We start from the raw sequence: 20,130 nt of genomic DNA on the forward strand, positions 1-20,130 counted from the left end.
AAAAGGAATTGACTACAAAGTAGGTATTTTCCCCATGGGTGCCAATGGGAAAGCCGTGATATCTAAGGAGACGGATGGAATGGTAAAGATAATCTCGGATAGAAAAACAGAAGAAATCCTTGGTGTTCACATCATGGCACCCAGGGCCACGGATCTCATAGGGGAAGCTGCACTTGCACTGAGGCTTGAGGCCACTGCAGATGAAGTTATAACTACAATACATGCTCATCCAACCATAAATGAAGCTTTCAAAGAAGCCGCGCTGGCTGTCCAAAACAGAGCTCTCAATTCTGTAAATTAAAAATTAATTTAATTTGNGGCCACTGCAGATGAAGTTATAACTACAATACATGCTCATCCAACCATAAATGAAGCTTTCAAAGAAGCCGCGCTGGCTGTCCAAAACAGAGCTCTCAATTCTGTAAATTAAAAATTAATTTAATTTGAATAATTCTAAGCTTTAATAATTTTTTTATTGAGGCTTAGAATTATTTTTTAGAGGTGGTAACATGGTGAAATTTTCCGAAATTATAACATACAAATTATTGTAGTATTCTTTCTAAATAAACATTCATATGCAGAAAATTTTTTTAATATAATATTTTAGGATCTATATTTGAGGAGAGTATTATATTTATGAAAAAATTATTGAAAGTTTTATCAATGCTTGTGCTTATATCTGCATCAGTTTTTGCAATTCAATTTTATTTTGATAAAACACATCCCAAAATTCAGGTGGAGTTGAAAGACAACGCTCTAAGCTGTAGTTTGAAATATAGTGGGCTAAAGAACTCAGTTGATTTCACAGTGGATGAAAAGAATAATTATTACATAGCATATAGAAATAAAATACAGATTATAAAAGAAAATGGAAAGAGTTATGATATATTCAAAGATCCTGAGCTGGATATTCACAGTATAGACTATTTTAAAAATAACCTATATTATTCTTCAAAAGATAAAATATATTGCTATAACATGAAACAAAATAAAAATACAGTTCTTTTAGATAATCTCCCTAATTATGGAGATTATAAAGACAGCTTATTAAAAGTAAGAGGGGAATATATATATGTATCCATAGGGGCTGCAACTAATTCAGCTGTAGTGGGGGATGACAACAAATGGGTTAAGAAGAATTTCTATGTCCATGATGTGACACCAGAGGATATAACCTTGAGGGGAATTAATTTTGGCAAGTACAAGAGAGGGGCATTTCAAAGTTATAATACAAAGAGCTTAAAGGGGCAGATAGTGCCACAGCATTTTCCAGGAAATGCCTCCGTAATAGTATATAATATAAAAAACGACAGCAGTGAAACTTTTGCCTGGGGGATAAGAAATATAGGCGGTATGGATTTTACAAGTAATAATAAACTTATATGCAGTGTTGGAGGTATGGAAAATAGAGGGAGCAGGCCTGTTATAGGAGATACGGATTATATATATGATATAGAGAAAAGTATATGGTATGGATGGCCGGATTACAGCGGAGGTGATCCAGTTACTTCTCCAAAATTCAAGAGTGTCAAGAGTTCACCACTGCAGTTCATACTTGACAACCACCCAAGCACAAATCCTCCGGCTCCACTGTATCAGCATAAAAGTGTAGGCACTTTAGGAACTTTAGCTGTAGATTCAAATGGAGATTTAAAATCAAGAGATTGTATATTCTTTTATGATAATTCAGATAATATAATCTATAGTTTTCGGGGAGCAGGTTCCCCTTTAGCAGAAGTTAAATTTAAGGATATTTCTAAAATTTCCAGCATAAAGATATATGATAAGTCATTGTTAACACTTGACGGAGAGAGTGGATATTTATATAGTATAAAAAGAGGCAAAATTAATGTAAAGCCGGAAGTAAATAAAAACATTTACCTATATTTACTTTTAACGGTGATACTCGGAATTATATTCATTTTAAAGAATCAAAATTCTTGAAAGTGCATTAATATATTTAAAGAGGAGATTATTATTGGATGAAGCGTAGAATTGAAAAAACTTATGGAAATGCTGTTAAAGGTATATTCCTTGCAGTAAATCCACTTAAGAAAAAGATCATGAAGACAAATTGTACTGTTCATAAGTTCATAATTATACAGGCTATAGAAATATTAAAGATCAATGGATATACGGAAGAATATAAGTTTTTTAAAAAATACGTAAAGGCTTTGAATATAGGAGTTACCTGGGCAGATCAAGATTTTAAGAGTTCAAATCATTTTTATCATATAACTAGAGGCAGAGGACTATACGGGTTTTCAGATGCACTGACAGAATGCAAGAAATATTATAATAGATCATTACAATTTCTGAAAGATAGAGAAATTCAAAGGGCTTTATTTTATTTTGGAGCATCCTGCCATCTTGTTCAGGATGTTACAGTCCCACATCATGTAAACAATAAACTTTTAAACAGTCATAGAAAATTTGAACTCTGGATAATAGGAAAGCTTATGACAGATTATTCTTTTACTACAGAAGAGGAACCCATAATATACGATAAAGTAGATGATTTTATAAAGAACAATGCTATAATGGCAAACAGCACCTATATAAAAAACAGAAATGTAGAGTCCAGAGAGGAAAGATACGGTAAGATATCCATGATTATTATAAAAGAAGCTGAGAGGACTACAGCAGGCTTTATGCTTAAATATTTCAATGAAATAGAAAATTTAAAAATTCTTCCATAGATTGGAGGATTTTTTTTCCTTTTACAGAACATATATAGTAAGTATATAGCATATTATGTATTTTATTATATTTTTTACTATATGTTCATAAAGGATAGTGATTCGATTGAATAGAAATGTATTTATAAATATGGAAAATGAAATATTTAAGGGAAATTTACTGGATGTAGGTCTTGACAATCAGGGCATAGTATATAATGTATATAAGCAATTTAACGATAACATAAATGTTGAATATATAAGTGGAAAAGATGAACGGAAAAATATAACGGAGGACTACTATGATAATTGTATACTGTTATTTTCTTTTGACAAACTCTGCTTTAATTTTAAAAAGAAAAATTTTATAATGAATATACATAGATATTTGAATAAAAATGGATTTTTGCATATATGGGATATAGACAAGGGATATAATAAAATTTTTTGCGGAGATATAAAAATAGCAGTACCTGGAGGAAAACTTAAGAAAATAAAAATAAGGGATTTTAATATTTTAAAAAATAGTTCTAAAGAAAATACTTTAAAACTGCTGGAAGATTATTTTAAGGTTTTAGATTTTAGAAATTCGGATGGAATTTACTATATAAAGGCCAAGAAAAAAATATTGTCTAGTTTGAAACGAAATTCTAAATTGTAATTTGTGATGCCTATTAGAAAACTATGGTGATTTGGAGGTAAATAGGAAACTCATATGAAGATATTACTGACTGCATTGAATTCAAAATATATTCACAGTAATTTGGCAGTAAGATATTTAATGGCTTATACCAAGAAACTTGATTATGATTGTGTTGTAAGGGAGTTTACAATAAATGATATACTGGAGAGAGTTTTAGAGGAGATCATAAGTGAGAAACCTAACATAGTAGCTTTTTCCTGTTACATATGGAATATAGAGTATATCAAATCTCTGGCTGTGCTGATTAAGCTTGTTGATCCTAAAATCCAGATTCTATATGGAGGTCCGGAGGTCTCCTATGACAGCTGTAAATTTTTAAAAGATGCTGCGGGAGAATATGTAATCATAGGAGAGGGAGAAGAAACTTACTGCGAATTTGTAAAATTTCAGATAGAAAATTTCAGGAATTCAGGTAGAGAAAATAGTGAAACAGATTTTTTAAAGCTTAAGAATATAAATGGACTTTGTTTTAAATGGAATAACAAAATAATTTTAAATGGATATAGAAAATTAATAGACATGAACAGAATAGTATTTCCCTATAAAGCGAAAGAGGATTTTCAAAATAAGATAATATATTACGAATCCAGCAGGGGATGCCCTTTTAACTGTAAATACTGCTTATCTTCAACTACTGCAGGTGTCAGATTTCTGAATATTGAGAGAGTGAAAGCAGAACTTCAATTTTTAATGAGAAAAAATATAAAACTTATAAAATTTGTAGACAGGACTTTTAACTGCAACCATGAATTTACTATGAAACTCTGGAAGTTTATAATAGATGCAGATACAGATATTACCTTTCATTTTGAGATCTCGGCAGACATCCTTACAGAAGATGAAATAGAATTACTTCAAAGGGCTCCTGCAGGAAGAATTCAACTTGAAGTTGGAGTTCAAACTACAAATGACAGGGTTCTAAATAATATAAACAGACATGTTGAGTTTCAAGAAATAAAGAGAAAAGTGAAAAAAGTAGAAAAAAACCACAATGTAAAACAGCATCTTGATTTAATAGCAGGACTTCCGGGAGAGGATTTTAGTTCCTTTAAAAAATCATTCAATGATGTGTATTCTGTGAAGCCAGAAGAAATTCAGCTTGGATTTTTAAAACTTTTAAAGGGATCTGACCTGAGGAAAGATGCAAAAAATTTGGGAATTGTGCATTCTCCTTATGCCCCATATGAGGTTTTAAAAACAGACAACATAAGTTATGAAGAACTAGTTGTATTAAAAAGAATAGAGAAGATGGTAGATAAGTACTATAATTCTGGAAAGTTTACACATATACTAAATTATTTTGCAACTAAGTTTAAAACTGCCTTTGACTTTTATTATGAATTGGGAATGTTTTTTTATAATAGTGGATATTTAACTAGAAATATATCATCAGCAGAATATTATAAGGTGTTTGTTGAATTTGAAGAACAGTATTTAAAGGAAAAAAATATTGAATTAAATGAGATAATAAAATATGATTATCTTAAGTTCAATAAAAAACGATGGCTTCCAGATTTTTTATTGAGATATAGGGATAAATATGGAGAAAAACTTATAAAGCAAAAAATACAGGATAAGGATATAGCGGTATCGAAGAATTATTATCTTGAAAAATTTTCTATAAATATAGAAAAGCTCTTGAAAAGCTCCCTTATAGAAAAAGAAGATGGATATGTAGTATTTGACGGAAAAAGGGAATTATATTTTTTCGGCCATATTTAAATAATGAAGGAGTTGATATTATGAACTTGACTATTGATGACAGAGCCCTTGAATATGCAAGAGAAAAAGGCGGAGATTTTGTAGTTAAAACTGTTTCTACATCCGGAGGATGCTGTGCTATGGAAGTACGGGAGATAACTGTAGAATTTTCAAGTGATTTTAAAGGAAGCAATAAAATATTTAATAGGTACAACTATAAGGGTATAAATGTATATGTGGAAAGAGGACTTGAAATGGAGGAAGAAGTACTCATATATGAAAAAGCGAAGCTGCCTTTAATTGGAAATCTATTTGGATCGAAGGGAATATCCGTAAGATATCTCTAATTATTTTTAGACTGGATATGAATTGAGCTGCCCTAAGGTATTAAAATAGGACAGCCTCATTTTTTTGCCCGATTATATTAATCTGAATCTTTTACCTTATATACTTTTTTTGTCCTGTCTGTATACAAAATGCCGAACAAATGATCTATTTCATGGCAAAATACATTGGATACAATTCCGTCAACTTTATAAGTCGATTCATTGCCCTCTATATCCTCACTTGTCACTAAGATTTTTTTTGGCCTTATCACAACTCCTTCATATCCTGGATAACTCAGGCATCCTTCTACACTTTCCTGTCTGCCTGTTTTTTTGATTATTTTAGGATTTATTAAAATTATAGGCTTAGAATCCTCTTTTTTTAAGTCTATAACTACAATTTTCCTAAGTATTCCTATTTGAGGAGCAGCGAGACCAACACCGTCAGGACTGTTATTTAAAGTATCCTTAAGATCTTCTATAATTTTCAGAATTTCATCGTCTATTTCTTTCACTGGTCTGCTAACTCTATTCAGCAATTTATCTCCAAATTGCAATATTTTTCTTATTGCCAAATTATTACCTCCCTATTAATCTAATCGCCAATAAATAAATTATACATTTATTTCATAAAAGGATCAATTTAGATTTAATAGCTTTACATTTTGAGTTAACTATTATATTATTAGTGTATATATAAGAGTATATACACTAATTTGGAGGAGAAAAATGAATAATATAAAAAAACTTACTTATTCAGGGCTTCTAACAGCTCTGGCAATTGTAATACCAACAGCTTTTGGAATTTTAAAAATACAATTTGGGCCTTTTAGCGCTACTTTGGCTGCTCATGTACCTATGTTTATGTCGATGTTTTTAGGACCTTTTGCAGCAGTAATGGTGGGGATAGGATCTGTAATAGGATTTTTAGTTACTTCGCCTCTTGTAATAGCAGCAAGGGCAGCCAGTCATATATTTGTTGGATTGGCAGGTGCATTTATGCTTAAAAAAGGAATATCTTTTAAAAAGATCATAGTGCTTACAGCGCCTATTCACGGAGTACTTGAGGCCATAGCAGTAATACCTTTCGGGTTTACTATGTACAAGGTACTCATAGTAGTAGGAGTTGGTACACTTATTCATCATATGATAGATGGAGCTATTTCTCTTGGCATTCTGGGAGCACTTTCGAGAAGCTTTAGTCTCAAAAGGATTTAGACTCAAACAATGAGAATATAATTAGAGTAAGAATGAACTGCTGAATGTTTGATTATTCAACAGTTTATTCTTTTGCGCAAATATAAGAAAATGTCCTAACTTAGTAAAAAGAGATTTGTAATATTTCCTTCTTGTGGTTCTGACATGTTATAATGTTAAATATAAAATTTATATAATATCTTATACAGTAAGTACAGGAGTGGGAGAAGGGATACTATGTCTATAGATTCTAGTGAAATGGAAATTGAAAAGGAACATTTGAAGGACACTTTAAAATGGTTGGAATCAGAAATAAAAAATATACAGCAAAATGACAAAAAATTAAAGATGAGTATAGAGGACTTGAGGAAGCAGTCTAGGGGAAAGTATAATGAAGAACTGGATACAAAGGAAAAACTTTATAATATCACCCATAAAAGTCTTGAAAAATACGAAGAAAGCAAAGAAAAACCTTATTTTGGAAGAATTGATTTTAGAGAATACAAGAGCGAAAAAGAGACTTTCTATATAGGCAAATTTGGGCTTGGAGATGTAGAAAATGGAGATGAAAAAGTAATTGATTGGAGGGCTCCCCTGGCGGATTTATATTACAGTGGTGTAGAAGGAGATACATTTTACAAGTCTCCTGTTGGAGTGATAAGTGGAAAACTCAGTTTAAAGAGGAAATTTTTGATTGAAAATGGTAATTTAAAAGATGCCTTTGATGATGGAGTAAACGAGATATTACTTAAATCTGACAATGAAGAGGGCAACCCACTGGTAGATGAATTTCTAAAAGTAAATTTAAATCAAAGTGTGAATAACAGGCTCAAAGATGTGGTGGCAACCATTCAGAAAGAGCAGAACGATATAATAAGAGCAGAAAAAAATACCACTCTTATATTTCAGGGAACTGCAGGTTCCGGTAAAACTACAGTGGCCCTTCATAGGCTGGCATATTTACTCTACAGATATAAAGATAAACTAGGCGGAAAAGACGTTTTGGTTATAGCTCCCAATAAGCTTTTTTTAAGTTATATATCAGATGTACTTCCGGATCTGGGAGTAGACAATGTAAAGCAAATGACTTTTGAAGAACTGTGCAGTAAAATACTGCACATTAAATGTAAAATATATACCAAAGATAAGAAATTGGCAGATATACTTGAAAATAAACAATGTTTTTCTAAAAAAAACATGATCTACAACAGCCGTATAAGAGGAAGTATTTTATACAGGAAATTAATTGATGATTACATAAAATATATTGGGGAAAAGGATTTAGATATAAGTGATATAAAAGTAGATGATTATATTTTATTTGACAGCAGAGAAATACACAGGCTATACACGAAGGATATGAAATATTTGCCTGAAAATCAAAAAAAATATAAGATAAAAAAATATTTCGAGTTAAAGATAGATGATAAAATACATAAAATAATGGATAAAATAGATTTTCTATACGATTATAAAATTGCCAGATTAAAAAAAACTATGAAAGACAGTGCAGGTAGGAGAAATAAAATTAGATTTATCTACGATGAAAGAGATAAAAAGAAAGAGTATATAATAATTCAATCGGAGAAAAATTTTGAGGATTATTTCAATAGGTGGACTGAAGTCGATACATCTAAGCTCTATGAAAAATTTCTAACGGACAAGGATGTATTTGAAAGGATCATAAGTAAAGAAGTTTCCAGGAATCGCTGGAACAACCTCGTGAATGAAATACAGGCAAATAAACAGAATAATGTAATTGATAGTGATGATTTAGCAGCTCTTTGCTATTTGAAATTCAAAATAGATGGAATACCTGAAAAGTTCAGGTTTAAATATCTGGTTGTGGATGAAGCTCAAGATTACAGCAGTTTTGAAATGACTGTCTTAAGGGAAATAAGTACAGGCGGCTCTATGACTATAGTGGGAGATCTTGCCCAAGGTATATATGATTATAGAAGTATATCCGACTGGAATGATATTATACAGGATATCTTTGGAGTCAACACAAGATATTTTCAGCTGACTCAAAGCTACCGTTCTACAGTAGAAATAATAGAATTTGCCAATAAGATACTTGAACTTCAAAAAAGTAATCTAATACCGGCAGTACCTGTTTTAAGACATGGGTATTCTCCTAAAATACTTAAATTTATAAACAATAGAGATTTCAGTAAAAGTTTAGATAAAATAGTGAAAAAAGTTCATGACAGTAATAAAAGAACTATAGCCATTATAGGAAAAACTTCTGTCCAATGTAAAAAAATCAGAGATTATTTAAAAAAGTACAGTGCTTACAATTGGAATTTAGTCAAAGAAAATGATAATGTATTGAAAGAAGATAGAATGATAATTCCCTCCTATATGACAAAAGGGCTGGAATTTGACTGTACTATAATTTACAATTGCAATGAAGAAAATTATACCGAAAATGAATTGGATAAGAAGATATTATACGTAGCTCTCACTAGAGCCCTTCACATGGAGTACATATTTTACTCAGGCAAAATATCAAAGATTATTGACAGTTTTTATAAATAAACCAACCTTATGAGAAAAATTTAAAAAATAGATGGGTTTATAGATGAATTTCTAACTTTAGTTTTAGAAGCAGGGGCTCAGCCCCCTATTTTTATTATAGTAAAAAGTTATATAGATTTTTAAAATCAAGTCCAAGGAATAGAACTTTTAAAATTTAAATGAAATGAATATGTAGTTTATAAAATTAAAAATATCTAACCAAAAGTGTTTTTCCTCTGGTATTCTAAAATTAACTTGTCCAGTTTTTCACTGCATTTAACTACTGTTTCGTCTGTAAGATTACTGTTTTTCATCAGCAGATATAGAGTTTCTTTTAGATTATTTATCTCGATATCTAAATTTGCTAAATCATTTTTCATCGCTATTCCCCCATAAGGTAACTTTACTCCTCTTATATTTTACCAGATAATAATAAAATAAACATATCTTTTATTAGCCAATAAAATACAGTATATTACAAAAATAAACATAATTTCTGTAGATAAGGTGTGGATTATTCTGTGGAGAAAATGTGGAAAAAAGAAAAATGTGTCTGTATATATTGGTATAAAGTGTTATGGAAAAATTTACTAAAATAAAATAATGTCTAAAAGTTTTTTGCATATATTAATAGCAGATAATAAATTTTGATAAGAAATAATAATATAACTTACTATAAGTATTTTAAATAGCTATAATAATTAGGGTTCTGTATACAAAAAAGTTATAATTAAAATAAGAAGTACAATTTTGATTTGGTGATTAAAATGGTTTCAATAGTAATTCCTGTATTAAATGAGGGTAAAAATATAAAAGCATTTTTAACAATGTTGGAAAAAGTGAAGGGAAAAAAAGAGATAATTTTTGTAGATGGAGAGAGTACAGATAATACTGTGTCAACAGTGAGAAAATGTGCAAAGGTACTGTCTGGTGACAGAGGAAGAGCAAGGCAGATGAATGAAGGTGCAAAATATGCTAGAGGGAATATACTATGGTTTTTACATGCAGATTCAATTGTAGATCCTAATTCAATTGACTACATAGAAAAAGCTATTGAAGAGGATGAAATTATAGGAGGAGGGTTTTCCCTTTATTTTTATGATTGCAATACACTATTTATGAGATACATATCCACTACTTCAAATATTAGAGCAGGAAAACTTGGAATATATTTCGGGGATCAGGGAATGTTCATTAGAAAAGATGTATTTGAAAAATTAGGAGGATATGCGGACATAGATATTATGGAAGATTTAGAAATATCATTGAGATTAAGGAAAATAGGAAAAATGAAGCTGCTCAGATATGGCATTGGAACTTCTGCAAGAAGATTTAAAAAAAGTGGTCCTATTAAAACCCATATATTAATGCATAAACTCAGGATACTGTATTTTCTGGGTGTTTCATCAGAAAAATTAAATGAAATGTATAGGAGGAGTATGGATGAATGCACTCATACTTATGACAAGGGTACCTATTCCAGGTAAAACCAAAACTAGATTGATGGAAATTTTAACAGGCGGAGAATGTGCCAAACTTCATATCCAATTTTTAATGGATATTTTCAAAGTGTGCAGTAGTTTGGTCAATGACACGGATATATACCTTACATATACTCCAAAAGAAGATTTATCTTACATGAAGGATATGATTCCAGAGTATATTGATACATTCCCTCAAATTGGGGGTGATTTGGGAGATAAAATGGACAATGCCATAGATACTGTACTGCACAAAGGATATAAAAAAGTAGCTTTGATAGGAACTGATATACCAGAAATACAGCCATCCAATATAGCCAGAGCCTTTTCTGTATTGGAAGATAAGGATCTATGTCTGGGGCCGACAGAGGATGGAGGATACTACTTGATAGGTATGAAAAAAAGAAATTCACAAATATTTTCAAGCAGCATAAACTGGGGAAAAAAGTCAGTGATTGAGGGTACTATAGATATTGCAAATAGAAATAATATAACAGTTGGATTTACATGTAAATGTTGTGATATAGATACTAAAGAGGATTTAATGAAATTTAGGGATAAGATGAAGGACAGAACTATAAAGTGGGAAATTTTTCCTCAAAATACCTACAAATTTATAAATGACATCTTATTTAGTAAATACCACAAAATCAAAATCAATACAAATAGTTAGCTTTGTTATATTTAAAAGGAGTTAATATGTTAAAAGATAAATTAATATATAAAATAGAGGATTACATAAATAAAAATAAGGAATTGAGGAAAATAGGCATAGATGGAAACTATTCCATTAATTTTTTGGCACAGGGAGAATATAATATAAATTACATACTGAAATATGGAAATAAAAAATATGTGTTTAGAGTAAATACAGGGAGTCAATTAGAGCTTAAACATCAGATTTTATATGAATTCAATGCACTTAAAAGACTTAAAGTAAGCGGAGTTACGCCTGAAGTATATTATGTAGATGATAGTAGAAAACTTTTGAATTATGGAATTTTAATTATGGAATTCCTAGAAGGTGTACCTTTAAATTATAAAAGGGATCTAGAAAAAGCTGCAGATATTTTTGGCAGGATTCACTCTATAGACTTAAGTGAAGATGATGAAAAAATTTTTATAGTGGAAGACAAAATTTTTTCCAGCAGAGTACTGGAATCTAAAAAATGGCTTAAAGATTTTATGTCATCTCCTCTAGTCAATAGAGAACAAAAAAATTTCTTCTATAAGTTTTTGCAAAAGGCTGAAGATAATAGTTATAGGGAGAAATATTTCATGGATGACAAATGGCATGTGATAAATAATACGGAGGTCAACTCAAATAATTTTATTATAGGTGGGAAAGAGTATTATCTTATAGACTGGGAAAAACCAGTTATAAGTGATCCCTGTCAGGATTTAACTCAATTTCTGGCAAAAACCACTACATTGTGGAAATCATCTTATCTTTTTAGCAAAGAAGAAATAAATGAATTTCTCACTATATACGAAGGCAAATTGAAAAATGGCAAAAGAGATATAAAGGAGAGAGTACATCTATATAAACCTTATCTGTATCTAAGGGCACTTTCCTGGTGTGCCTATGCATGGATTCAATATAAGAATCCGGAAAAGAATATAAAGAACGAGGATACATTGAAAAAGATAGAGGAATACCTAAGTTTGGATTTTCTGAAAAATCTAGAGGTGAATTTATGGTAAATAAGCCCATTGAATTGGATGAAAATATTTTAAATGAGTTGAAAAGCACAGGAAATAGGTGTGTAAAATGTGGTGCATGCATGAAACAATGTGAGATGCTTAGATATTTTTGTAAAAATCCCAGATCTCTATTTAAAAGTGCAGTAGAAGAAAAAAGTATGAATTTATATATACCTTATTCCTGCAGCATGTGTAAAACTTGTAAATCAGTATGCCCGGAGAATTTGGATTTGGGTGATGTATTTATGAATATCAGAAAATATGCAGTGGAAAATAACGGAGGAGTATCTCCCATGAAAGGCCATAGATCCGTGCATATGCATCAAACATTAAGTTTTTCAAGATTTTTTAGCGGTATTTTGGGAGATGAATCCCATAAAAAGATTAAAAGGCTCTTTATGCCTGGATGCAGTCTTTGTGCTTATAATCCAGAGCTTGTATTCAAAACTCTTGAATACCTCAAAAAAGATTTTCCCGAGACAGCAATGATTATAGAATGCTGCGGAAAGCCTTCCAAAATTATCGGGGAGGAGGAAAGTTACAAGCAGAAAATTACAAAATTAAAAAGAATGGCAGATTCTTCCGGTGCTCTAGAGATAGTTACAGCTTGCCAGTCCTGTTTTTTACTTCTTAAAGAATGCGGATTGAATCAAAATATAATTTCACTTTGGAACCTGCTGGCAAAAATTGGACTACCTCAGGAGGCAAAAGGTATAGGAAAGAGCAGTGATATAGTCTTTTCAATTCAGGATTCATGTGTAACTAGGTATAGGGAAGATATTCAAAACAGCGTAAGATATATTGTAGATGAACTTGGATATAAAGTAGTGGAATCACTGCATTATGGAAAACATACTCACTGCTGCGGTATGGGAGGAATGGTTTCTACAACGAATCCAGATATATCCATGCAGGTTATGGAAGATACAGCCAACTCCGGCAGCACCGATTATTTACTTACGTATTGTGCCAGCTGTAGAGAATCCATGTCTATGGGAGGGAAAAAGTCTCTGCACCTTTTGAATTTAATATTTGGAGGTAAGTGGGATTCCAAACGTGAGGTACCTGGCAAAACAAGCCTTTATAAAAGTTGGATGAATAGATATAAAATCATGAGAGGAGGATATAGGATTTGAACAAAAAGAAAACTATATTGCTGAAAATACTGATTGCAATTTTAATTATATCTGCCGCAGTGATATGTTTTAAATGCGACCTGCTGCATAAATGCAGTGCCTCTAACATAAAAGCTTATATAAGTTCTTTTGGGATGCTTGCACCTGTAGTTTATATAATAATGTTTACTTTTGTACCTCTTACACTTTTTCCCAATGCTTTACTTGCCATAGCCAGCGGAATGGTTTTTGGAGTGTTCTATGGTATGATATATACTATTATTGGGGCTGTTTTAGGAGCAGCTCTATCTTTTTATATAGCCAGGTTTTTGGGAAAGGATATAGTAAATAAATTGGTCAGGGGCAGGGGAAAATGGTTCCAAGACGGAGTTGAAAAAGAGGGCTTCTTAATAGTATTTATATTGAGATTGATACCACTGGTGCCTTTTGATATAATAAGTTATGGAGCCGGCCTTTCTAAAATAAAATTCAAAGATTTTCTTATAGCCACTACAATAGGGATAATACCCGGGGTATTTGTATTTATAAATTTAGGAGATAAGTCACAAAATATAAATTCTTTAAATTTTGTTCTGGCTTCGGCTCTTTTGGGTGCTCTTGTTTTAGTATCCTATTTTATTAAGAAAAAAATCACCTTCAATAAACTTCAAAATGATTTAACCGTAACAGAGGTTGACAATTCAAAAAAACTTATGGAAAATAAAGACTAGATGATCCAACTAAGGGGTGATAAAATGCCAGTAACGGTAGAAGATATTATAGAGGACTTGAATTTGGAAGTTATAACTAAAGGAGACAAAATAAATAAAATAACTGAAAGTGATATAAATAGACCAGGACTTCAATTCAGCGGATTTTACAATTATTATGCAAATAAAAGAGTTCAGATAGTGGGTAAAGCTGAATGGAGTTTCTTAGATGCGATGCAGTCAGAACTCAGGAAAAAAAGATTGGAAAAATATTTTGAATTTTATAATCCCTGTACTATAATTACTAGAAATTTACCACCACATAAAGAATTTTTAGAAAGTGCCCTTTCTAATAAAAGATGGATACTTAGAACTGATAGTATATCGACGAGATTCATAAATAAACTGATGAACTATTTGGATGATAAGCTGGCACCTGAAACCAGGCTTCATGGGGTGTTAGTGGATGTATACGGCATAGGTATACTTATAACTGGTGAGAGTGGAATAGGCAAAAGTGAAACTGCGCTGGAACTTATAAAAAGAGGACACAGGTTAGTAGCGGATGATGCAGTGGATATAAAACAGATAAATGGAGTACTTCACGGGACTTCACCATATATTACAGCGGGAATGATAGAAGTTAGAGGAATGGGAATTATTGATGTCCCTGCACTTTATGGGTTGAGTTCTGTACTTAAGACCAAAAATGTCAACCTTGTAATATATCTGGAGCAGTGGAAGGAAGATGAGAATTACGACAGGCTTGGAATAGACAAGGAATACATGAATATTTTAAATGTTCCTGTGAGAAAGCTAAAGGTTCCTATAAGGCCTGGAAGAAATTTGGCTGTCATAGTTGAAGCTGCCGCAGCAAATTACAGATATAGTCTTATGTCAAGCATAACTCCAGTAGATGTAATCAGCAAGAGAATAAAAGAGTTGGAGAAAAAAAGACCATGCAGATGAATAAAGAAGATATCAGAAAAAAAATCAAAGAAAAAAGAGATAGTATGCCTGAAATTAAAAAGAGGGCATTGGACAATATAATATTTGAAAAAGTTTTACTAAGTGAAGAATATCGGAAAGCTGGAAATTTATTTATATTCGTCAGTTTTGGAACTGAAGTTGATACTCATAGAATTATAAAAAGGGCTCTAAGAGATGGCAAAAATGTCTCTGTTCCAAAGACAATATCCAGGGAAAAGGGAATGATAGCGGTAAAAATAAACCATTTCAATGAACTGAAAAGTGGTGCCTATGGAATACTTGAGCCTGAAAATATAAATTTAAGGATGGATGAGTCTACAATAGATCTATGCTATATACCAGGTATTGCTTTTGACAAAGAGGGAGGAAGAATAGGCTATGGAGGAGGATATTATGACAGATTTCTAAAGATGACTAGAAAGGATTCCAAGAAGATAGCCCTTGCATACAGTTTTCAGATTTTAGATAAGGTTCCCAGAGAAGAACATGATATACCTATAGACAATATTATTTCAGATTAAATTTTATTTTAAATTTGCCTGTGAATCAATTTGTTTGAAAGGGCAGTGAATTATTTTCTGATTAAATTAACACACTAATATAAGATGAAACTATTTACATGTAAATTATAGTTAGTTTTTATTGGTGGTGTTTTTTTATGAAGGTACTGGATATAGATAATGGTTTTCAAGAGATTACTGAATCATTTGATTTTGTAAACGGTCATTATTGGATACTTCTGCATGTAGATGAGGTTGAAAAATTAAATGATTTCATATCCGTGGATGAGGAAACTGTAGATGAGTGCAGAAGTTTTTCCCAGGCATCAAAAATAAGTTTTTTTAACGGGTATATTTTTATAATATTTAATGTACTCAATTATATAGAGAGAATAGTGGTATCCAGGGAGTTGAATGTTTTTCTAAGTAGAAATTATATAATAACTGTATACAAAGACAAAATCGATATACTGGAGAATTTAATAAAAGACATAAATAGCTGGAAGAATTGTTTTGTGCTAAAAGACAATCCCCGGGTGTGTATACTTCTTTACTGCATTTTAGACAGAATAGTTATGAAAAATTATGATATAATATCCGAACTAGAAGTAGAGGCAGATAAAATCGAAATAAATATTTTGAAAAACCCGAGGCAGGATCAGATAGACAATTTGATAACTTTAAGAAGACAGGTTTATAAAATAAGAAAGTATTTAAGTCCCCTGATTTATATAGGAGACAGCTTAACTATAAATGACAACCTTGTTATTGAAAAAGAAAGTATAAAATATTTTATAGGCTTAAGTAAAAAAATAGAAAAGCTTATGATTTCCCTTGAAAGCCTGGTCCAGGATTTGGCACTGGTAAGGGAAGCTTTTGAATCAGAGATAGCAAATAAAACAAATGAACTCATGAAAATTTTTACTGTTATAGCTACTATATTTTTACCTTTGAACCTCATAAGCAGTATTTATGGTACTAATTTAAAGGGAGTACCTTTTATGGAAGTGGAAAATGGATGCCATTATGTAATTATAATGATGACTTTTATAGCCATAATCCTCATATGCATATTCAAAAGGAAAAGATGGCTTTAAAATAAACAGGATTGATAATGAATATTAAAATTTGTTTTTTATCCTAAATAAATACAGATAGGAGAGATTATAGTGTCAAAGGATTTAACTAAAAAATATAAATATGCCTGGGATAAATATTCAAAAAAGGATTTTGAATCACTTTTTAAATTATCAGATGAGTATAAGAATTTTATGTCCAAATGTAAAACCGAAAGAGAATGCATAGCGGAATTTGTGTCAATAGCTGAAAAAAGTGGCTATAAAAATATAGAAGATATAAGAGGTAAAAAAGCTTCACTGGAACCAGGAGATAAAGTTTATGCCAATAATAAAGGAAAGACTCTGGCACTCTTTGTAATTGGGAAAAAAAACATAGAGGAGGGCATGAGGATACTTGGAGCACATGTAGATTCTCCAAGACTTGATCTAAAGCAGAATCCGCTTTACGAGGATACGGATTTAGCTTTATTTGACACTCATTATTATGGTGGAATAAAGAAGTATCAGTGGGTTACACTTCCGTTGGCCATTCATGGGGTTGTCGTAAAAAAGGATGGCACTAAGGTCAACTTAGTACTGGGGGAAAAAGAGACTGATCCCGTATTTGGCGTATCCGATTTGTTAATACATCTTGCCAGAGAACAAATGGACAAAAAAGGAGATAAAGTAGTTGAAGGAGAAGATTTAAATTTACTGGTGGGAAGTATTCCAATTAAGGATAAAGATGCCAAAAACAGAGTAAAACAGAACATACTGAAGTTGTTGAATGAAAAATACAATATTGAAGAAGAGGATTTTGTATCCGCGGAACTTGAGGTAGTTCCTGCAGGAGCTGCAAGGGATTTTGGACTGGATAGAAGCATGGTTATGGCTTATGGACACGATGATAGAATATGTGCATATACCTCCTTTGAGGCAATGATGAAAATAGAAAATCCTGAAAAAACCTGTGTAACTCTTTTAGTTGATAAAGAGGAAATTGGAAGCGTTGGAGCTACAGGAATGCAGTCTAGATTTTTTGAAAATACGGTGGCAGAAATCATAGATCTCTGCGGAAAGTACAGCGATTTAAAAGTAAGAAGGGCTCTAACCAATTCAAAAATGCTATCTTCAGATGTAAGTGCAGCTTTTGATCCAAATTATCCTTCTGTCATGGATAAAAACAACTCGGCTTATCTTGGGAAAGGGATAGTCTTTAATAAATATACTGGAGCCAGGGGAAAATCGGGATGCAATGATGCAAATCCTGAATATATAGCTGAAATAAGAAATATAATGGAAAAAAATAATGTGTACTGGCAAACTGCAGAACTTGGAAAAGTGGATCAAGGAGGCGGTGGAACAATAGCATATATACTGGCAGAATACAATATGCAGGTAATAGACTGCGGCATAGCACTTCATAATATGCATGCCCCTTGGGAGGTAGCAAGCAAGGCAGACATATACGAAGCTGTAAAGGGATATACGGTCTTTTTGAATGAAATATAATATAAATTAAAAAATAATTCGTGTAATTGCAGATGTAATTACATGGATTATTTTAATTTAAGGTGTTTAGTTTATTTAAAAATATTTCTATATCTTTTTCCTCTAAATAAACTTCACCTATACTATGAGAGTGCTCGGGATCGTCTCTGTCTTTTCTTGGTAAACCGTGGAAATCTGAACCTGCAGTTATTATTTTATTATATTTTTCAGCATATTTTATAAACTTTTCTGTATCTTTTGGTGCATTCATGGAGTAAATTGCCTCTATACCGTCAAAGGGAAGCTTAAGTAGGGTTTCCATATTGACATCTTTTATGAGAACTGGATGTGCTAAAACAACCACGGAATTTAAAGATTTAAGCAGTTTCACACCATCTTCAGTGGAAAGCTTCTTAGTGGGGACATATGCGGGACAGGAATCGCCTATAAAATTCGTAAATATATCCTTAAAATTATAATTATATCCAGAATCTATTATGGCCTGTGCAATATGAGGTCTTGTAACAATATTGTGAGCATTTTCAAGTATGCTTTGATAATCTAGTTTTATATTAAAAAATTTATATAGATTATCTACTATTTTTTTTGCTCTCTTTTTTCTATATTCACTCATTTCCTGTAAAAAATTTTTAAATTCAGGAGATATATTTGAAATTGCTTTAAAATATCCTAATATATGAACACTTTTTCCATAACATAAAGTAGACAGTTCTATTCCTGGAATAACTTTGAGTTTTATTTTTCTACCAGCATCTAAGGCTTCATCCATACCGGATACTGTATCATGATCTGTTATGGCGATTATATCCATACCCCTTCTGCCGGCCATTTTTACAAGCTCACTGGGAGATAATCTTCCGTCAGATGCAGTGGTGTGTAAATGGAAATCTCCTCTTTTATACAACAATATCACCTACCCTTTTTAGTTTATCTAAACCTTAATATTATATTATACGCTAAATAAATTTTAATTGTAGATTAAAATTTAAAAGTTATGCTAAAATAAACTTTTATATATAAAAATTTCTATCTATGTCATATCATATCTCAATTTCATGCAATTTTATAGAGTAATAATTTTTATATGGAGCAAACTTATAGATGTAATACAAAATAATAATATATAGGAGGAGGAAATCAATCATGGCAAGTAACAGAGGAAATAGAGTCCTAGTTCCACAAGCTAAAGATGCCTTAAATAGGTTCAAAATGGAATCAGCTAGAGAAGTTGGAGTAAACTTAAAAGAAGGATATAATGGAGATCTTACATCAAGAGAAGCAGGCTCAGTAGGTGGAAATATGGTTAAAAAGATGATTGAAGCTTATGAACAGGGCTTAAAATAAAAAATAATATAAAATAAGTTAGGGGGCTGCTGCATAGTTAAATTATGCAGCAGCCCCCTATAATTAAAAAATTTATTATTTTTAAATATTTTTTAGATATTGGGTAAAACTATATTTGCACAGATAATATTTTATTGAAAAGGAGTGACTTCTATGGCTGACGATACAAAGAGAGAACCGGAAAATTCAAAATCTACTGTGGGCAGTTATATATTAAGATTTATCTTAACATTAATCGTGCTTGCAATAACATCTTTTTTGACACCTGGTTTTAGAATAGTAGGATTATGGTCTTATTTAGGGGCGGCAGTTGTAATAAGTATAATAGATTATTTAGTAGAAAGATTTATGAGAGTGGATGCATCTCCTTTTGGAAAAGGATTAAAGGGATTTGTAATTGCAGCTATAATCCTCTATATAACTCAGTTTTTGGTTCCGAACATGAGAGTATCTATATTAGGGGCTATTTTGGCCGCAGTAGTTATCGGAATATTAGATGCTGTAATTCCAGGAAGAGTTATGTAATAAAGTGACTCAGTAAGCTGCTGGTAATTTACCAGCAGCTATTAAATTTCAAAAAATAATCTGCAC

At 31.5% G+C, this 20,130-nt stretch carries 21 protein-coding genes and 1 pseudogene; 19 read left to right on the forward strand and 3 right to left on the reverse strand.

Annotation, left to right across the window (positions count from 1 at the left end; genetic code table 11):
* The 6 genes and pseudogenes from ACFHWD_RS16000 to ACFHWD_RS16025 form a co-directional block, all read left to right on the forward strand.
* Nucleotides 1-301, forward strand: a pseudogene (locus ACFHWD_RS16000) (dihydrolipoyl dehydrogenase); the annotation flags it as partial.
* 335 nt (nucleotides 302-636) lie between these two features.
* Nucleotides 637-1,944, forward strand: coding sequence for a hypothetical protein (locus ACFHWD_RS16005; RefSeq protein WP_378062668.1), 1,308 nt, complete (start codon nucleotides 637-639; stop codon nucleotides 1,942-1,944).
* 38 nt (nucleotides 1,945-1,982) lie between these two features.
* Nucleotides 1,983-2,699, forward strand: a complete 717-nt coding sequence (locus tag ACFHWD_RS16010) for a zinc dependent phospholipase C family protein (RefSeq protein ID WP_378062669.1) — start codon at nucleotides 1,983-1,985, stop codon at nucleotides 2,697-2,699.
* 100 nt (nucleotides 2,700-2,799) lie between these two features.
* Nucleotides 2,800-3,339 (forward strand): class I SAM-dependent methyltransferase, encoded by a 540-nt coding sequence (locus tag ACFHWD_RS16015; RefSeq protein WP_378062681.1) that lies wholly within the window; start codon nucleotides 2,800-2,802, stop codon nucleotides 3,337-3,339.
* 54 nt (nucleotides 3,340-3,393) lie between these two features.
* Nucleotides 3,394-5,103, forward strand: a complete 1,710-nt coding sequence (locus ACFHWD_RS16020; RefSeq protein ID WP_378062670.1) for a B12-binding domain-containing radical SAM protein — start codon at nucleotides 3,394-3,396, stop codon at nucleotides 5,101-5,103.
* 20 nt (nucleotides 5,104-5,123) lie between these two features.
* Nucleotides 5,124-5,429 carry a hypothetical protein gene (locus ACFHWD_RS16025; protein WP_150357993.1) on the forward strand — a complete coding sequence of 102 codons (306 nt, stop codon included), beginning with the start codon at nucleotides 5,124-5,126 and terminating at the stop codon, nucleotides 5,427-5,429.
* Between the two features lie 77 nt (nucleotides 5,430-5,506).
* On the opposite strand, the gene def is transcribed toward ACFHWD_RS16025, so the two are convergent.
* On the reverse strand, nucleotides 5,507-5,983 hold the full coding sequence (gene def / locus ACFHWD_RS16030) for a peptide deformylase (protein WP_378062671.1): 477 nt from the start codon (nucleotides 5,981-5,983) through the stop codon (nucleotides 5,507-5,509).
* A 154-nt stretch (nucleotides 5,984-6,137) separates the two neighbouring features.
* Between def and ACFHWD_RS16035 the strand changes: the two genes are divergently transcribed.
* Entirely contained in the window at nucleotides 6,138-6,626 is a 489-nt protein-coding gene (locus ACFHWD_RS16035) for an ECF transporter S component (protein ID WP_150357991.1), read from the forward strand.
* Between the two features lie 216 nt (nucleotides 6,627-6,842).
* Nucleotides 6,843-9,146 (forward strand): RNA polymerase recycling motor HelD, encoded by a 2,304-nt coding sequence (gene helD / locus ACFHWD_RS16040; protein WP_378062672.1) that lies wholly within the window; start codon nucleotides 6,843-6,845, stop codon nucleotides 9,144-9,146.
* Between the two features lie 194 nt (nucleotides 9,147-9,340).
* Here helD and ACFHWD_RS16045 read toward each other — a convergent pair whose 3' ends face one another.
* Nucleotides 9,341-9,505 (reverse strand): Spo0E family sporulation regulatory protein-aspartic acid phosphatase, encoded by a 165-nt coding sequence (locus ACFHWD_RS16045; protein ID WP_378062673.1) that lies wholly within the window; start codon nucleotides 9,503-9,505, stop codon nucleotides 9,341-9,343.
* Between the two features lie 387 nt (nucleotides 9,506-9,892).
* On the opposite strand from ACFHWD_RS16045, the gene ACFHWD_RS16050 reads away from it, so the two are divergent.
* From ACFHWD_RS16050 to ACFHWD_RS16090, 9 genes are all read left to right on the forward strand, one after another.
* Nucleotides 9,893-10,612, forward strand: coding sequence for a TIGR04283 family arsenosugar biosynthesis glycosyltransferase (locus ACFHWD_RS16050; protein WP_378062674.1), 720 nt, complete (start codon nucleotides 9,893-9,895; stop codon nucleotides 10,610-10,612).
* Nucleotides 10,569-11,279, forward strand: coding sequence for a TIGR04282 family arsenosugar biosynthesis glycosyltransferase (locus tag ACFHWD_RS16055; RefSeq protein WP_378062675.1), 711 nt, complete (start codon nucleotides 10,569-10,571; stop codon nucleotides 11,277-11,279). The genes ACFHWD_RS16050 and ACFHWD_RS16055 overlap by 44 nt, the downstream gene beginning before the upstream one ends.
* A 26-nt stretch (nucleotides 11,280-11,305) precedes the next feature.
* Nucleotides 11,306-12,310, forward strand: coding sequence for a phosphotransferase (locus tag ACFHWD_RS16060; protein WP_229981557.1), 1,005 nt, complete (start codon nucleotides 11,306-11,308; stop codon nucleotides 12,308-12,310).
* On the forward strand, nucleotides 12,304-13,446 hold the full coding sequence (locus tag ACFHWD_RS16065) for a (Fe-S)-binding protein (RefSeq protein WP_229981558.1): 1,143 nt from the start codon (nucleotides 12,304-12,306) through the stop codon (nucleotides 13,444-13,446). Before ACFHWD_RS16060 ends, ACFHWD_RS16065 begins: the two co-directional genes overlap by 7 nt.
* The gene (locus tag ACFHWD_RS16070) at nucleotides 13,443-14,156 is read left to right on the forward strand and encodes a TVP38/TMEM64 family protein (protein WP_150357984.1); all 714 of its coding nucleotides are present in this window, start codon (nucleotides 13,443-13,445) and stop codon (nucleotides 14,154-14,156) included. Before ACFHWD_RS16065 ends, ACFHWD_RS16070 begins: the two co-directional genes overlap by 4 nt.
* A gap of 24 nt (nucleotides 14,157-14,180) precedes the next feature.
* Nucleotides 14,181-15,104 (forward strand): HPr(Ser) kinase/phosphatase, encoded by a 924-nt coding sequence (gene hprK / locus ACFHWD_RS16075; protein WP_150357983.1) that lies wholly within the window; start codon nucleotides 14,181-14,183, stop codon nucleotides 15,102-15,104.
* The gene (locus ACFHWD_RS16080; RefSeq protein WP_179978280.1) at nucleotides 15,101-15,646 is read left to right on the forward strand and encodes a 5-formyltetrahydrofolate cyclo-ligase; all 546 of its coding nucleotides are present in this window, start codon (nucleotides 15,101-15,103) and stop codon (nucleotides 15,644-15,646) included. The genes hprK and ACFHWD_RS16080 overlap by 4 nt, the downstream gene beginning before the upstream one ends.
* 137 nt (nucleotides 15,647-15,783) lie before the next feature.
* Nucleotides 15,784-16,722 carry a magnesium transporter CorA family protein gene (locus ACFHWD_RS16085; protein WP_150357982.1) on the forward strand — a complete coding sequence of 313 codons (939 nt, stop codon included), beginning with the start codon at nucleotides 15,784-15,786 and terminating at the stop codon, nucleotides 16,720-16,722.
* Between the two features lie 72 nt (nucleotides 16,723-16,794).
* Entirely contained in the window at nucleotides 16,795-18,195 is a 1,401-nt protein-coding gene (locus ACFHWD_RS16090) for an aminopeptidase (protein ID WP_150357981.1), read from the forward strand.
* A 52-nt stretch (nucleotides 18,196-18,247) separates the two neighbouring features.
* On the opposite strand, the gene ACFHWD_RS16095 is transcribed toward ACFHWD_RS16090, so the two are convergent.
* Nucleotides 18,248-19,099, reverse strand: coding sequence for a PHP domain-containing protein (locus tag ACFHWD_RS16095; protein WP_229981575.1), 852 nt, complete (start codon nucleotides 19,097-19,099; stop codon nucleotides 18,248-18,250).
* Nucleotides 19,100-19,338: 239 nt separating this feature from the next.
* On the opposite strand from ACFHWD_RS16095, the gene ACFHWD_RS16100 reads away from it, so the two are divergent.
* Both ACFHWD_RS16100 and ACFHWD_RS16105 read left to right on the forward strand, forming a co-directional pair.
* Entirely contained in the window at nucleotides 19,339-19,539 is a 201-nt protein-coding gene (locus ACFHWD_RS16100) for an alpha/beta-type small acid-soluble spore protein (protein ID WP_150357979.1), read from the forward strand.
* A 153-nt stretch (nucleotides 19,540-19,692) separates the two neighbouring features.
* On the forward strand, nucleotides 19,693-20,064 hold the full coding sequence (locus tag ACFHWD_RS16105) for a phage holin family protein (RefSeq protein WP_150358996.1): 372 nt from the start codon (nucleotides 19,693-19,695) through the stop codon (nucleotides 20,062-20,064).
* Nucleotides 20,065-20,130: the final 66 nt, after the last annotated feature.

It is taken from the genome of Clostridium sp. MT-14, from assembly GCF_042436595.1.
GTDB lineage: Bacteria > Bacillota > Clostridia > Clostridiales > Clostridiaceae > Clostridium_B > Clostridium_B aromativorans.

Bases quoted from the DNA above. Each gene is read 5' to 3' on its own strand.
- ACFHWD_RS16005 (WP_378062668.1), top strand. From the start codon at position 637: ATGAAAAAATTATTGAAAGTTTTATCAATGCTTGTGCTTATATCTGCA.
- ACFHWD_RS16010 (WP_378062669.1), top strand. From the start codon at position 1,983: ATGAAGCGTAGAATTGAAAAAACTTATGGAAATGCTGTTAAAGGTATA.
- ACFHWD_RS16020 (WP_378062670.1), top strand. From the start codon at position 3,394: ATGAAGATATTACTGACTGCATTGAATTCAAAATATATTCACAGTAAT.
- ACFHWD_RS16025 (WP_150357993.1), top strand. From the start codon at position 5,124: ATGAACTTGACTATTGATGACAGAGCCCTTGAATATGCAAGAGAAAAA.
- ACFHWD_RS16035 (WP_150357991.1), top strand. From the start codon at position 6,138: ATGAATAATATAAAAAAACTTACTTATTCAGGGCTTCTAACAGCTCTG.
- helD (WP_378062672.1), top strand. From the start codon at position 6,843: ATGTCTATAGATTCTAGTGAAATGGAAATTGAAAAGGAACATTTGAAG.
- ACFHWD_RS16045 (WP_378062673.1), bottom strand. From the start codon at position 9,505: ATGAAAAATGATTTAGCAAATTTAGATATCGAGATAAATAATCTAAAA.
- ACFHWD_RS16050 (WP_378062674.1), top strand. From the start codon at position 9,893: ATGGTTTCAATAGTAATTCCTGTATTAAATGAGGGTAAAAATATAAAA.
- ACFHWD_RS16055 (WP_378062675.1), top strand. From the start codon at position 10,569: ATGAATGCACTCATACTTATGACAAGGGTACCTATTCCAGGTAAAACC.
- ACFHWD_RS16060 (WP_229981557.1), top strand. From the start codon at position 11,306: ATGTTAAAAGATAAATTAATATATAAAATAGAGGATTACATAAATAAA.
- ACFHWD_RS16065 (WP_229981558.1), top strand. From the start codon at position 12,304: ATGGTAAATAAGCCCATTGAATTGGATGAAAATATTTTAAATGAGTTG.
- hprK (WP_150357983.1), top strand. From the start codon at position 14,181: ATGCCAGTAACGGTAGAAGATATTATAGAGGACTTGAATTTGGAAGTT.
- ACFHWD_RS16080 (WP_179978280.1), top strand. From the start codon at position 15,101: ATGAATAAAGAAGATATCAGAAAAAAAATCAAAGAAAAAAGAGATAGT.
- ACFHWD_RS16085 (WP_150357982.1), top strand. From the start codon at position 15,784: ATGAAGGTACTGGATATAGATAATGGTTTTCAAGAGATTACTGAATCA.
- ACFHWD_RS16100 (WP_150357979.1), top strand. From the start codon at position 19,339: ATGGCAAGTAACAGAGGAAATAGAGTCCTAGTTCCACAAGCTAAAGAT.
- ACFHWD_RS16105 (WP_150358996.1), top strand. From the start codon at position 19,693: ATGGCTGACGATACAAAGAGAGAACCGGAAAATTCAAAATCTACTGTG.